Source organism: Bacillus pumilus (genome assembly GCF_009937765.1).
Classification (GTDB): domain Bacteria; phylum Bacillota; class Bacilli; order Bacillales; family Bacillaceae; genus Bacillus; species Bacillus pumilus_O.
On sequence record NZ_CP047089.1, the window covers coordinates 3,046,022 to 3,060,065 of the forward strand.

Consider the following 14,044-nt stretch of genomic DNA (forward strand, 5'->3'; position numbering starts at 1 on the left):
CCTATTTTGTAAAGCCTAGCAGCACGCCGCCTGCAATGATCATCAAGCAGCCTGCAATGACAAAGCTTGTTCTGGATGCTTTCTCTTTTAATAAATAAATGCCGCCTAATGTTGAGATAACGATCCCTGTCTGTGACATCGAAAAACTGACCGCGACACCAATGAGCGGGATAGCCAAAAGAAGTCCGAGATTTCCTGTCGACCAAACAAGGCCGGCAATGATATTTTTAAACGTATATTTACTAAACGGATTCTGCTTGAGACTAATCGCCAAGGAAGAAAGCAGCATGCCGACTGATTGCGGAACAAGGGCAGACCAGCCATCAATATGAAACCACCTTAAAATGACGACATATCCAACGTAGCCAACCGTTGAAATAAGCAGAATGACGATCCCTTTCTTGAAATTGCCTCCATCGTTCCCACCGCCATTCTTTTTTTGACCGAGCGATGTCAGCACAACACCTGCAATAATCAGTAAAATGGCACAAGAACCAATGAGTATGACCGTCATCGTTTGCCATTCTTTGAAGACCATGACGCCAAATAAAGTCGTGCTCACAAGCTGCATGCCCGTTGACAAAGGAACCGCCTTCGAGACTCCGAGAAACGCAACGCTTGAAAGCTGATTCATTTGTCCAATGCTCCAAAAGATGCCTGAAATGACAGAGACCGCAAAAATAAACGGTGTCAGCTCTGGCATTTTGATAAAGAAGGCTGCAATTGAAAAGATAAATGCGCCAAGCGTTATACCGAGGGTTTGTTGGTATGCATTCCCGCCAAGTTTGACACTGATGAGAACAATACTCCCCCAAAATATCGCTGGGAGAAGTGCATATAAGATGCCCACTTCGATCCCTACTTTCTTTTCTTTTTTACATAGCATCCCTCTTTTTCGCATTTTTAGCCGAAAAGATGCAAACAAAAAAACCTTACGGAAGGGTAAGGTTTTTCAGTCGTTCTATGTTTATTTCATCCATTCTGTATGGAAGATGCCTTCTTTATCTGTGCGTTCATACGTATGTGCACCGAAATAGTCACGCTGTGCTTGAATTAAGTTCGCTGGCAGGACAGCTGTGCGATAGCTATCAAAGTAAGCAAGTGCACTTGAGAATGAAGGAACAGGAACTCCTTGCTCCACTGCAAGTGAAATGACTTTACGAAGAGATGATTGATAGCTTTGAGCAATATCCTTAAAGTAAGGATCAAGCAATAAGTTTTTCAGTTCTGGGTTACGGTCATATGCTTCTTTAATTTGTTGCAAGAAGGCTGCACGAATGATACATCCACCACGGAAGATCATTGCAATTTCACCGTATTTTAAATCCCAGTTATACTCATCAGATGCTGCTTTCATTTGCGCAAAACCTTGTGCATATGAACAGATTTTACTCATGAATAGGGCTTTTCTAACCGCTTCGATCAGCTCTTGTTTATTCTCTGCTGATTGCGCTGGCTTAGGACCTTCGATTAATTGACTTGCTTCAACACGCTCATCTTTCATTGCTGAAATGTAGCGCGCGAAAACAGACTCAGTAATGATTGGAAGCGGAACACCTAGATCAAGAGAACTTTGGCTCGTCCATTTTCCAGTTCCTTTTTGTCCAGCTTTATCTAAGATCACATCCACAAGCGGCTGATTTGTTTCTTCATCCACTTTTGTGAAAATATCAGCTGTAATTTCAATTAAATAGCTGTCAAGCTCGCCTTTATTCCATTCTGAGAATACTTCATGAAGCTCCTCTGCTGACAATCCTGCCACATGCTTCAAGATAAAGTATGATTCAGAAATCAATTGCATGTCTCCGTACTCGATGCCGTTATGGACCATTTTGACATAATGTCCTGCTCCATCTGGGCCGATATACGTTGTACATGGCTCGCCATCTACTTTCGCAGAAATCGCTTCTAGAATTGGTTTCACTAGCTCATGCGCTTCTTTTTGACCGCCTGGCATGATCGATGGACCTTTTAGTGCACCTTCTTCACCGCCGGAAACACCTGTACCAATGAAGTGAATACCACTTTCCGCAAGCTCTTGATTACGTCTTTGCGTATCCTTGTAATATGTATTTCCACCATCAATTAAGATGTCACCTTTCTCTAGGTGAGGAAGTAATGATTGAATGGTTGCATCCGTTGCTGCACCAGCTTTTACCATTAAAAGAATTTTACGCGGTGTTTCAAGCGACTGAACAAATTCTTCGATGCTATATGTGCCTACAACATTTTTCCCATTTGATTCTTCGAGAAACTCTTCTGTTTTGCTGCTAGATCTGTTATAAACGGACACGGAGAACCCGCGGCTTTCAATATTAAGGGCAAGGTTTTTACCCATAACGGCTAGTCCAACCACACCGATTTGTTGTTTTGACATAATTCTGACGTCCCTTCTAACACACTATATTGATTACTGCTGAAATGATGTACCCTTTGAAATTACCACAACATCACCTCTTTTATCAAGTTTTCAGGCTAGTCATTTCCTCTTTCGTCCTGAAAAAAATCTTTATTAAAACTTGTTCCACTTGTTTTGCTCTCTTTTTCCTTGATGGTCATCCCTCTTTGGACGAGTGATTTCCCATACTTTTCTTTCAATCCTTCTAAAATGGTTTGGAGAGGCTCTTCTTTTGCATCTTCTGTATAGGAGAATAAATCAAGCTGTTTAACGGCTGCTTTTCGTTCTACAAGATCTGTGCCCGTCACACCTAAGAGCCTCACAGGCTGGTCATTCCAATGTTTAAGGAATAACTGCCTTGCTGCCTCATATAAGTCTTCCTTCCGATCCGTCGGATTCGTGAGGGTGACACTTCGCGTGATATTTTTCCAGCTTGCGTACCGAATCATAATAAGGAGCCGATTTGCCATGACTTCTTTTCTCCTTAACCTTGCACTCACAGATTGTGACAGCTTATCAATTAACGCGACAAGTTCATCTGGATCGTCAGAATCATGAGGGAGAGTTGACGAATTCCCGACAGATTTAAATTCGTATATTCTTTCTGGGTCCACAATGCCGTCATGTTCACCATTGGCCTTTTGCTTTAATCTCGGTCCATTGATGCCCAGTAATTCCTTTAGTGTATACTCATTTGCTTTCGCTAAGTCTTCAATGGTATGAATGCCAATCGTTTTCAATTTATCTGCCGTTTTTTGTCCCACTCCGTGCATGTCACCCGCTGGCAGCGGCCATAGCATTTGGGGGACATCTCGTTTACGCAAAATCGTGATGCCCATTGGTTTTTTCCAATTAGACGCCATTTTCGCTAAAAATTTATTCGGTGCAATGCCAATACTTGAAGGAAGCATAAGCTCCTCTACAAGCCTCGTTTGAATATCATGAGCCGTTTTCACCGCGTGCTCGGCATATGGCGTATGCGTTAAGTCAATATAGCCCTCGTCTATAGATACGGGTTCGACTAAATCGCTGTATTCTCTTAGTATCGTAAACATCTCTTGTGAGGAGCTTCGGTACCGGTCAAAATTTGGTGTACGGACAATCAGCCCCGGACAAAGCCGCTTCGCTTCCCATAAAGGCATCGGAGGCTTTACACCTAGCGCTCTTGCCTCATAGCTGCACGTCACCACAATCCCTTTACGCTCTTTCGCATTTCCGCTAATGGCTAAAGGTTTCCCTCTCAAAGAAGGATCATACGCCATTTCTACATTGGCATAAAACGCATTCATGTCTATATGAAAAATAATATTTGACATTGGCATAACCCCATTTTCTTCAATCCCTATATGTTGATCAAAAGTTTCGAATCAAACAAACATGATGAATCTCTTTTATGGTCAATTATACATTGATTTATATCATCTTTCCTCAAAAAAACCTTCTCTAAAAAAGAGAAGGTTTCACAAATTACACTTTTTCTTCAAGCAACCCATTTTGATATTGTATTGCCTCGTATGTTAACACTTCATTTTTATTGTCATTCAAATGTTTTACAACCGGAGTAGGCTGCTGATTAAAATTCATACTCAAGCTTTGATTGGAGTAGTGGCCAGCTGGATCAATATAATACTTGTAATCAATGACTCTTTCCACATCAATGTCTGCATAAGCAATTCCCTCTGTTTCAGCGGGAACCATATCACTGATCGGTTCTCCATCTGGACCGTAAATGCACGTATGCCCACTCTTAAATGTGTCAAAGTAATCTCTTTGCTCCTGCGTTAAACAAATCATCTCTTTCATTTCTTCTGTATAGATAGAAGAAGTCATCAGCACAAAAGTTTGAGTCGCGATGGCATAATATCTGCTTGAAATTTCATCATCAAAATAACCAGGCCAAGATGCTACATGCACCTGTTCATTTTGAGCATTCATCGCCATCAAATCTAGTGGCACTTGATGCTCCCAGCACATCAATCCGCCAAGGTTGCCAATTTCAGTTTGAAAAACTGGCATCATGCTGCCACTTCCATCTCCCCAAATCAGTCTTTCTGCTACAGAAGCTCTCATTTTCCGATGCTTTCCTATTAAATCCCCCTTTGGATTAAACCAAAGTTGAGCTAAATAGAGAGAGCCGCCATCTTTTTCACTGCATGATATACAAACGTACGTTTCATTCCTTTTTGCTGCCTCGCTTATTTTTTGGATAGCTAAGCTAGGGATTTCGACTGCATTTTTATATAATTCGTGATAGAACTTTCTTGTATATTCTGGATGACCAATAAAAGCAAACCAAGGATAACCAGGTAAAAATGCTTCTGGGAATGCCACAAGTTTTGCACCATTTGAAGCCGCCTCGTCGATCAGTTCACATGATTTCTGAACCGTTGCCTCCAAATTTAAGTAGATAGGTGCTGCTTGTACCGCAGCTGCTCGAAACTTCGGGTAAATACTTGTCATATTCAAAACCTCCATTTCTTCTATTCCCCCTCATTATAAAATAGGAATGGTGAAGTTTGGATGAAAAATACCATTTTATACAAAATAAGGTTCTTCACTCAGTAGAGAAAACACGTGGTCCTGTTAGACATTTCACAATGTGTATAGTACACTGTGAGTAATGAAATGGATGTGATAATCATGATTATTGATACATTCAATGAAGTCTTTTTCCTTGTTGAATTCTTTACGATTATTCTTCCAGCGCTGACGGCCATCGGCATTGCTTTTTTATTAAAAGACTGTCGTATGAACGAACACCTCGGTGGACATCGTTTGGAAGAGTTGGACGCATCTTTATTGAATCGAACAGACTTTCTGTTTATCATATATGATCGCATTACAACTTGGATTAGTAAAGTCATTCGAATGAAACGATCATCAAACGATGATGAAGACCATTTGCTTCCTCTCTCTAATTAATTTTTTTAAAAATGAGGAGGAAACGAATTGAAACGTTTATTAACGATTTGTACGACTTTATGTTTAATGATGATTGCCTCACCTGCTTTTGCAGCAAGTGGGCAAACGAATGCGAGCTCTGATGGGTTTTTCCATCATTATTTTGTCCAGCCTTTTTCGGAGCTGATTATTTGGCTTGCGAACTTCTTCCATGATGATTATGGTTTATCGATTATGTTCGTGACTTTGATCGTCCGTCTGCTGATTTTCCCTCTTTTTGCGAACCAATTTAAAAAGCAAAGAGTGATGCAGGAGAAGATGGCACTGGTGAAACCTCAAATTGACGACATTCAAAGCAAATTGAAGAAAACGAAAGAACCTGAAAAACAAAAAGAACTACAAATGGAAATGATGAAAGTATACAAAGAGAACAATGTGAACCCACTAGCAATGGGCTGTCTGCCTATGCTAATTCAAATTCCAATTGTTCTTGGCTTTTACTCAGCGATCCGCTCTACACCTGAGATTGCAACACATTCGTTCCTATGGTTTAACTTAGGACAAACCGATCTATTGGTCGCGATCTTCGCAGGCGCTATGTATTTCTTGCAATTTTATGTTACGCAAAGATTTGCGAAGCAATCAGGCACCCAGACAGAGGCTGCGCTAAAACAAGCAAAAGTAATGGGTATGATTTTCCCAATCATGATGCTGTTTATTTCAATCAATGCACCCGCTGCCCTTCCTTTATACTGGATGACAAGTGGATTATTACTCACAGTCCAAACGATTATTTTGAATGTCATGTACCAAAAATCAAAATCAAAAGCTGAGACAAACGACCAAGCGAGCCCAGCTGCTGAATAAAAATAACCCCCTTATCATTTGATAAGGGGGTTATAGATTGTGGACAAAGTGCTAAAATGATCTTTATTTTAGCACTTTGTCTTCTTTTCAGTGTGATAGAAAACCTTTGAAGTCTAGGAAGGACGAGCATCGGAGCGGAGCGAATTTAACATTCGTGAGCACCGAAGCGCAGACCTGACACCGAATGCAAGGGTTTGTCTACACGCTGAATCCCCTTATCATTTGATAAGGGGATTTTCTTTATGCCAATTCTTCTTTTAATCTCGCTGGCAATTGATCGAGATCCTCAATTCTCCCAAGGAACTTATTCGGGTCCACTTGTAAAATCATCTTGTTTTCTCTCTCTACAACGCCGAAGAAATATTCAGAGGCTTTTGTGTTCATATGAAATGGCTTGATCTCACTTAGCTCGATATCAATAATATCTTTTGCACCTGAGACAAGACAGCCTACCATTTGTTCATTTAATTCAAATAGCAACACTTTGGACTGTTCGTTCACATCAAGAGGCTTTCCGTGAAGCATCACGCCTGTGTCACTGACAGGTATGACCTCTCCTCTTAAAGACATGAGTCCTTTTATTTCTTTTGGAAGGTTCGATACTTCTTGTAAATAAGGGACCTTCTCAATCGAACGAATATGTTCTACACTGATGCCAAAATCCTCTTGCCCCACTTGGAAAATAATGATCTTTTGCGTACTCACAGAGTCTCCTGCCTTTACGATGGATTTGTCGTTTCTTCGATAATGGCGAGAACCATTTCAGCTGTTTTGACTAATTCTTCAATCGGCATTTTCTCATTTTTCGTATGAATATCTTCATATCCAACAGCTAGGTTGACAGTTGGGACGCCGTTTCCTGCAATGACGTTTGCATCACTGCCTCCGCCACTCGTCTGTAGTTCTGATGGACGGCCAATTTTCGCAGCCGCTTTTTTTGCCACTTCTACGACTTGATCGCCGTGAGAGAATTTGAAGCCTGGATACATGATGTCAATGTGTACATCGGCACTTCCGCCCATTTCTTTAGCGGTTTTTTCAAAGGATTCTTTCATCTTCGCTACTTGCGCTTCCATTTTTGCAGGTTCTAAAGAGCGTGCTTCAGCAAGGATATCGACTTGATCACACACAATATTCGTTTGCGTTCCGCCTTCAAAACGACCGATATTCGCCGTTGTTTCTTCATCAATTCGGCCAAGCGGCATACTAGCAATGGCTTTTGATGCAATGGTAATTGCAGACACACCTTTTTCAGGCGCGACACCTGCGTGAGCTGTTTTCCCGTAAATCGTTGCGCGTACTTTCGCCTGTGTTGGCGCTGCAACGATAATGGTTCCCACCTTGCCATCTGAATCAAGAGCATAGCCATATGCGGCTGTCATCAACTTCGGATCTAACGCTTTTGCTCCGACAAGTCCTGATTCCTCACCAGCTGTGATGACAAATTCAATCGTTCCATGTGGTACATTCTTCTCTTTCAGTACACGGATTGCTTCAAACATTGCGGCAAGTCCTGTTTTATCGTCAGCACCAAGAATGGTTGTTCCATCTGTTTTCACATAGCCGTCTTCAATGACTGGCTTTACGCCATTACCTGGAACCACTGTGTCCATATGAGAAGTGAAATAGATGGTATCAGCCTCTTGAGTGCCTTCCAGTGTACAGATCAGGTTGCCTGCACCGTGGCCTGTTTTTGCTTTTGAGTCGTCTTCCACCACTTTTAGTCCAAGCTGCGAGAATTTTTCTTTTAAGACTTCCACAATTTTCTCTTCGTGTTTTGTTTCCGAATCAATCTGAACTAGTTCTAAAAATTCGTCTAGTAAACGTTTTTCATTGATCATGATGATGCTCCTCCTCTTATAGCGGCATGTTGCCATGCTTTTTTAACGGTCTATCTTCTTCCTTCCTGCGAAGCAAATCAAATGAGCGAATTAATCGCTCTCTCGTTTCAGACGGCATGAAAATATCGTCTATCAGCCCTGCCTGAGCCGCTTTTAATACACTTGGCTCCGTCTCAACCTCACGCGAAGCAGGATGAACGATTTCGTCTGCAAAAGTTTTCCCCATGACATCAATTTCTGCCGCTGGCCATGCATAGACAAAATCAGCGCCTAAACCTTTACTATTCATTGCGACATACGCACCGCCAAACGCCTTTCTTAAAATCACGGTGATTTTTGGAACGGTCGCTTCAGCGTACGCATATAAAAGCTTTGCACCGTGACGGATAATTCCCGCATGTTCGGCTTTCTCACCTGGTAAAAAACCAGGGACGTCTACAAGCGTTAAGATCGGAATGTGAAACGCATCGCAAAATCGAATAAACCTAGCCGCTTTATCAGCAGCATCAAGGTCAAGGCTACCTGCCAGCACCTTAGGCTGATTGGCTACTACACCAATTGAAGCCCCTTGTAATCTGGCAAATCCTGTAACGATATTTTTTGAGAAACAAGGCTGCGTTTCAAAGAATGAGTCTGAATCGATGATGGCTGTCACCACTTGTTTGACATCATAGGTGCGTGATGGATTCTTCGGCAGGATGTTGCCTGGATCATCTGCGTCTCGCTTACTCGTTTCGGCATCCGTGACAGTCTGTTGTTTCGTTGGTATGTACGTTAAAAGTGTTCGAACTGCTTTTAACACGTCTTTCTCATCTTTCCCCGTATAGTGCACATTCCCGCTTGTCTGGTGCTGAACACTTGCACCGCCAAGACGGTCAGGACAGACTGTTTCTCCTGTTGCCTTTTCTATGACTTTCGGACCTGTTAAAAACATGTGAGCTGTCTGCTCTGTCATGAACACAAAATCAGTCAAGGCAGGAGAATAGACTGCTCCTCCAGCACAAGATCCTAAAATAACGGATATTTGCGGGATTTGACCAGAATACAGCACATTTCGTTTAAAAATCTGTCCGTATCCTTCTAATGATACCACACCCTCTTGAATTCTCGCACCACCTGAGTCTTTCAGACCGATGATCGGTATCTGATTTTTAGCTGCTAGATCCATTAAAGAAACAATTTTTTTGGCATGTATTTCGCCTAAAGAACCCCCATGCACGGTTGCATCTTGTGCATAAACACATACCGGCCTTCCATGAATGAGTCCAGTTCCAGTGACGACACCATCACCGACATGTTCTGACATGCAGCCTGTTGCAAATGCTTGAATTTCCATGAAACTGCCTCCGTCAAGAAGTTCATGCAGCCGCTCACGAACCGATAGTTTACCTTTGTTCCGGTGCGCAGCTGCACGTTTCTCGCCACCGCCCATGAATGCTTTTTCACGCCATTTCGCCAAGTCATTGAACGATTCATTCATTGCCATGTTCCTCTCCTTTTAAGTGCTCGCACAATTCGAATAACACACCGGACGTTTCTTTTGGTGAAATAAATGCAATTTGCTTCCCGCATGCGCCTATCTGTGCTGATTGTTGAAGAAGCTCCACGCCAAGATGATCAAGATGATTTAGGTCCGCCTGTATGTCACCTGACTTTAACGCAATATGATGGAGGCCCTCTCCTCTTTTTGTTAAAAAAGTATGTAGTTTGCTGCTAACGGACATCGGTTCAATTAATTCAATGTGCACATGATCAAGTGACGCGAAGGACGCTTTAATCTCCTGCTCGGGAATCTCTTGTACGTCTGAAAAATGCCAGTTAAACAGCTGTTGGAGAATGCAAGATGTGTTTTTTATAGAAAAGACCGCAATGGCAATATGGTCGATTTGATTCATCCGTTCACTTCCTTTGTTGATCACTTGTGGCATTTGAAAAAACGAGCTAAAATAAAGAAAGGTGCGTTCGTCGCAAAAAATCTTCGATTACAGGGGTGCGATATGTCTCAGAAATTCATGAAGTTCATGGTATTGCTCATGATTAGCCTGCTGCTCATTTCTTCACTTTTAGCAGGAGCAGCAGCCTTTTTATAAGGTTTTAATAAAAGCAGACAAGCAGGTGATTCGTTCAATCAACGAATGGCCTGTTTGTCTTTGGCAAGCTTTTCAAATGAATCGGTCGATGTTGTAATCCATACTTTTGTTCCAACCGGAAGCTGGTCAAATAGAAGCTCTACATCTTGATTATGAAGTCTCACACAGCCTGCCGTAATAAATTTCCCTATCGATGTTTCATCACTCGTCCCATGAATTCCGTATGTTCTGCCATCTGTTCCTCGTGCATCAAATCCAATCCATCTTCTGCCAAGAGGGTTATTCTTCGCACCGCCTTCGATATTCTTTTTTCTGTAATACGGATCTTTCGCTTTGATCATAATGGTAAATTCCCCTTCTGGCGTTAAATCTGTCGTTTTCCCTGTTGAAGCTGGATATATTTTTTGGATTTGACCTTGATCAATATAGGCAAGTTCATTTGTTTGTTTATTAATAATGACATATGGGTCTCCTGGAAGCGGGTTTTGTCCGAGCGGCCAGATAGGTGAAAGGGACATAGTCAATACGGTATAAAATAAAAGACGCATAGGCTCCTCCTTTTTCATTAGATTGACCAATGAAGGAGAAACTCATGCGTCTCTATTCTTTCATCCCTTTAAAATAGCTTTTCAGCACTAAATATTGTTCCATTTCTCCGAGGAAATGAAACAGTGCAGCTCTTGCCTCAAACTCTTCTCTTGTTTGCGGCAGCGGTAGCTTATCAAACTCTTCTTTCATATCAATGAGGCGTCTTAAGAACTTATGAGCCGTGTTCCCTGGGTGAATATGTTCGCGTAAGTCTCTAATGTATTCTGCAATGATTTGTCCATGTTCTGTTGTAATGGAAATGGACGTAATCTTCGGAAGTACACGCTCGATGATTTCGAATTGCTTTTGCCTCATATTGAAATAATGATAATACAGGTTTTCATGTCTTAAGACATGGTTCTCAACATCACGATATGCAAGAGCTTTCGCTTCTTTGATCAATTGATGTGTCTCTGGTATTTCTTTGCCTGTCCAGTCTTGTTTCCCGGTGATTAAATATTGTTCGATTTCCTCAAAGATTTTTGCGAAATTGGCTTCAATCTGTTCGCTGTAGCGTTTGAGCTTTTTATCGACACTTGGCATATACAGGTTCATGATTAGCGCCACACCAACACCAATCGTAATGAGTAGTAGCTCATTCCAGATAAGGTGAAGGGTAATCCCGCCGGACATGTATAAATGGAGGATGATGACTGAACTTGTGACAATCCCTTCTTTAATGCGGAGCAATACGGTTGTCGGAATAAAGATAAGCAGCATCAGACCAATCACAAAAGGATGATACCCAATCAGATCGAAAAATAAATAAGAAAATAAAATGGCAAGACTGCATGCGGCAAAACGGGCGCCTGATGCGAGAAGAGACCGTTTCTTTGTCACCTGAATACACAGGATCGTAATAATCCCGGCAGCGGAATAATTTTGAAGACCAAGTAGTTGCGCAATATAAATGGCGATCGCTGTTCCTAATGCTGTTTTCAGCGTTCGGTAGCCGATTTTAAACATGATGTGAGTCACTCTTTTCTGTCTTGTTTCTATTCACTTATTGTGAAATGATGAACTTTTTTTACTTTCCCCATTATAATCAAAAAAAGAAGGAGATGTTAAGTCTCCTTCTCTTATTTCTTTATAATATTTTTTGTAAGAAGTCTTTTGCGCGCTGTGACGACGGTGATTCAAAGAATTGCACAGGGTTTGCATCCTCTACAATTTTCCCATCATCCATAAAGATCACGCGGTCAGCCACTTCTTTTGCAAAGCCCATTTCATGAGTGACGATCACAAGTGTCATTCCAGATTGAGCCAGCTCTTTCATGACCTCTAGTACTTCCTTGACCATTTCTGGATCTAAGGCAGAAGTTGGTTCGTCAAACAGCATGATGTCTGGTGTCATTGCAAGCGCACGTGCAATTGCAACACGCTGCTTTTGACCACCTGACAAGCGGTTCGGAAAATCATCTTTTTTCTCTAAAAGGCCTACTTTTTTCAGTAGATCTTCAGCTTGTTTGATGCTGTCTTCCTTCGATTGATTCTTCACATTCATTGGCGCATATGTGATATTCTCCAGCACTGTTTTATGCGGGAATAGGTGAAAATGTTGAAATACCATTCCGATGTTCTCACGCACTTTGAGTGCATTGGTTTTTGGGTTTGTGATTTCAGTATCCTGAATCGTAATAACACCAGAAGTCGGCTTTTCAAGCAAGTTGATGCAGCGAAGAAACGTCGATTTCCCTGAACCAGATGGTCCAATGACTGCGACAACTTCCCCTTCTTTAATAGTGGTGTCGATCCCTTTTAATACTTCATTTTTACCAAAAGATTTTGTTAGTTTCTCTATGTTAATCATTTGATTTTAACTTCCTTTCCACCGATTTGCCGACAAAGGTGAGAACAAGCACGATGACATAATAAATGAGACCGGCAAAAATAAGCGGTTCAAGATAATTATACGTGACGGCACCTGCTTGATAGGCTCGTCTCATGACATCGCCTAATCCAATGACTGTCACAATAGCTGATTCTTTTGTCAGTGTAATCGTTTCGTTCACAAGTGCAGGTGAAATATTTTTAAATGCTTGCGGAAGCAATAAGTCCTTCATCATTTTAGCATAAGGAATACCTAAAGCAACGGCTGCTTCTTTTTGACCTTTATCAATGGCATTAATACCAGCACGAATAATTTCAGATACGTATGCCGCAGAGTTTAGTGTAAATGCGGCTACAGCAGCCCAGTATTGATCGATTTGAAACCCGAGAAGCTGAGGCAGGCCAAAATAAATAATGAGCAATTGAAGCACAAGCGGTGTGCCTCGGAAGATGGACGTATAAAAATCTGCAAGCCAAATGAGCGGCTTAAATACGCTAATTTTGCAAAGCGTTAATAAAATTCCTAAGATAAATCCAAGAAAAAGTGATACCACTACAATAGAAAGTGTGACCTTAAGCCCTTCTAAAATAAAGGGCATCTGAGGTATTACATCTTTAAAATCTAACATGACAGTCTCCTTTTTTATGCCTTCATACAAAATCAAAAAATAAAACAGGAAAAAAGTTCAACATGAGTTGAACTTTTCAGCGCTTTCTACTGAATTTTCGCAAATGACGCTGATCCTTTTCCTGACTTATTTTTCATCAGCAAACCATTTTTTAATTAATTTATCAAGTTCGCCATTGTCTTGCATTTCTTTTAATGATTTATTAAATTTAGCTGTTAAGTCGCTATTTTTCTTGAATGCAATAGCTGAACCTTCGTTTGAACTATTCAATCCAAAGGCTTGGAAATCTTTTTCTTTTTTCAAATAACCAGCAGCTACTTTATCTTCAATAATGGCTGCATCAAAACGACCTGCTTTGATTTCTTGAATGATATCAGAGATTTTATTGCGGTCTTCCACTTTTAAGTTATATTTCTTTTGCAAACCGTTTGCTTCATCCTGCTGGATCGAACCTAATTGAACGCCGACTGTTTTATCTTTTAAGTCTTTCTCTGTTTTCATTCCGCTAGATTTCTTTGAGACAACTAAGTTTTTAGCATTGTAATAAACATCAGAGAAATCTAATTGTTTTTTACGTTTTTCTGTAGGAGTCATGCCTGCAAGGACAATATCAGCTTTATTTGTTTTAAGCGCTGATACAAGACTTGCAAAATCCATATCTTGAATTTCTAGCTTGTAGCCGTTCTTTTTCGCTAGTGCTGTTGCAAGATCAACATCAAAACCGACAATTTTATCTCCGTCTTTTGATTCAAATGGCGGATAATCTGCTGATGTCGCCATAACGAGTGTTTTGTCATCTCCTGATGCGTTTGAATTATTAGAAGAAGTTCCACAAGCTGCGAGTGCAGCTGCAAGACCAGCTGTCATAAGTAATAATAACCACTTTTTCATAAGATAATG

At 41.1% G+C, this 14,044-nt stretch carries 16 protein-coding genes; 3 read left to right on the forward strand and 13 right to left on the reverse strand.

Features of this window, described 5'->3' with window-relative positions:
* Nucleotide 1: 1 nt before the first annotated feature.
* The 4 genes from GPS65_RS15040 to GPS65_RS15055 form a co-directional block, all read right to left on the reverse strand.
* Nucleotides 2-850, reverse strand: a complete 849-nt coding sequence (locus tag GPS65_RS15040) for a GRP family sugar transporter (RefSeq protein WP_012010491.1) — start codon at nucleotides 848-850, stop codon at nucleotides 2-4.
* Nucleotides 851-967: 117 nt separating this feature from the next.
* Entirely contained in the window at nucleotides 968-2,377 is a 1,410-nt protein-coding gene (gene gndA, locus GPS65_RS15045; RefSeq protein WP_012010492.1) for an NADP-dependent phosphogluconate dehydrogenase, read from the reverse strand.
* A gap of 98 nt (nucleotides 2,378-2,475) precedes the next feature.
* A complete protein-coding gene (locus GPS65_RS15050; protein WP_012010493.1) occupies nucleotides 2,476-3,720 on the reverse strand; it encodes a DNA polymerase IV in 1,245 nt (414 codons plus the stop codon).
* A 145-nt stretch (nucleotides 3,721-3,865) separates the two neighbouring features.
* Nucleotides 3,866-4,858 (reverse strand): carbon-nitrogen hydrolase family protein, encoded by a 993-nt coding sequence (locus GPS65_RS15055; RefSeq protein WP_119125707.1) that lies wholly within the window; start codon nucleotides 4,856-4,858, stop codon nucleotides 3,866-3,868.
* A gap of 180 nt (nucleotides 4,859-5,038) precedes the next feature.
* On the opposite strand from GPS65_RS15055, the gene GPS65_RS15060 reads away from it, so the two are divergent.
* Nucleotides 5,039-5,320: a hypothetical protein gene (locus GPS65_RS15060; RefSeq protein WP_012010495.1), complete on the forward strand. Its 282-nt coding sequence runs from the start codon at nucleotides 5,039-5,041 to the stop codon at nucleotides 5,318-5,320.
* A 27-nt stretch (nucleotides 5,321-5,347) separates the two neighbouring features.
* A complete protein-coding gene (locus tag GPS65_RS15065; protein ID WP_012010496.1) occupies nucleotides 5,348-6,166 on the forward strand; it encodes a membrane protein insertase YidC in 819 nt (272 codons plus the stop codon).
* Nucleotides 6,167-6,406: 240 nt separating this feature from the next.
* Here the strand turns inward: GPS65_RS15065 and GPS65_RS15070 are convergent, their stop codons facing one another.
* The 4 genes from GPS65_RS15070 to mce are packed head-to-tail and all read right to left on the reverse strand — an operon-like array spanning nucleotide 6,407 to nucleotide 9,902.
* Entirely contained in the window at nucleotides 6,407-6,871 is a 465-nt protein-coding gene (locus tag GPS65_RS15070) for a chemotaxis protein CheW (protein WP_012010497.1), read from the reverse strand.
* Between the two features lie 14 nt (nucleotides 6,872-6,885).
* The gene (locus GPS65_RS15075) at nucleotides 6,886-8,007 is read right to left on the reverse strand and encodes a M20/M25/M40 family metallo-hydrolase (RefSeq protein ID WP_012010498.1); all 1,122 of its coding nucleotides are present in this window, start codon (nucleotides 8,005-8,007) and stop codon (nucleotides 6,886-6,888) included.
* A gap of 16 nt (nucleotides 8,008-8,023) precedes the next feature.
* Complete coding sequence (locus GPS65_RS15080) at nucleotides 8,024-9,493, reverse strand: acyl-CoA carboxylase subunit beta (RefSeq protein WP_012010499.1); 1,470 nt, start codon at nucleotides 9,491-9,493, stop codon at nucleotides 8,024-8,026.
* Nucleotides 9,480-9,902 (reverse strand): methylmalonyl-CoA epimerase, encoded by a 423-nt coding sequence (gene mce, locus GPS65_RS15085; RefSeq protein WP_012010500.1) that lies wholly within the window; start codon nucleotides 9,900-9,902, stop codon nucleotides 9,480-9,482. Before mce ends, GPS65_RS15080 begins: the two co-directional genes overlap by 14 nt.
* 102 nt (nucleotides 9,903-10,004) lie before the next feature.
* Here mce and prli42 point away from each other — a divergent pair, with 102 nt between their 5' ends.
* Entirely contained in the window at nucleotides 10,005-10,097 is a 93-nt protein-coding gene (prli42, locus tag GPS65_RS15090; RefSeq protein ID WP_017357951.1) for a stressosome-associated protein Prli42, read from the forward strand.
* A 38-nt stretch (nucleotides 10,098-10,135) separates the two neighbouring features.
* Here prli42 and GPS65_RS15095 read toward each other — a convergent pair whose 3' ends face one another.
* The 5 genes from GPS65_RS15095 to GPS65_RS15115 all read right to left on the reverse strand — a co-directional run bounded on the left by GPS65_RS15095 (nucleotide 10,136) and on the right by GPS65_RS15115 (nucleotide 14,035).
* The gene (locus tag GPS65_RS15095) at nucleotides 10,136-10,645 is read right to left on the reverse strand and encodes a L,D-transpeptidase (RefSeq protein WP_012010502.1); all 510 of its coding nucleotides are present in this window, start codon (nucleotides 10,643-10,645) and stop codon (nucleotides 10,136-10,138) included.
* Between the two features lie 52 nt (nucleotides 10,646-10,697).
* The gene (locus GPS65_RS15100) at nucleotides 10,698-11,651 is read right to left on the reverse strand and encodes an aromatic acid exporter family protein (protein WP_012010503.1); all 954 of its coding nucleotides are present in this window, start codon (nucleotides 11,649-11,651) and stop codon (nucleotides 10,698-10,700) included.
* Between the two features lie 121 nt (nucleotides 11,652-11,772).
* Nucleotides 11,773-12,495 carry an arginine ABC transporter ATP-binding protein ArtM gene (locus GPS65_RS15105; protein WP_003215712.1) on the reverse strand — a complete coding sequence of 241 codons (723 nt, stop codon included), beginning with the start codon at nucleotides 12,493-12,495 and terminating at the stop codon, nucleotides 11,773-11,775.
* Nucleotides 12,488-13,144, reverse strand: coding sequence for an arginine ABC transporter permease ArtQ (locus GPS65_RS15110; protein WP_041815705.1), 657 nt, complete (start codon nucleotides 13,142-13,144; stop codon nucleotides 12,488-12,490). The genes GPS65_RS15105 and GPS65_RS15110 overlap by 8 nt, the downstream gene beginning before the upstream one ends.
* A 126-nt stretch (nucleotides 13,145-13,270) precedes the next feature.
* Nucleotides 13,271-14,035 (reverse strand): transporter substrate-binding domain-containing protein, encoded by a 765-nt coding sequence (locus GPS65_RS15115; protein ID WP_012010505.1) that lies wholly within the window; start codon nucleotides 14,033-14,035, stop codon nucleotides 13,271-13,273.
* Nucleotides 14,036-14,044: the final 9 nt, after the last annotated feature.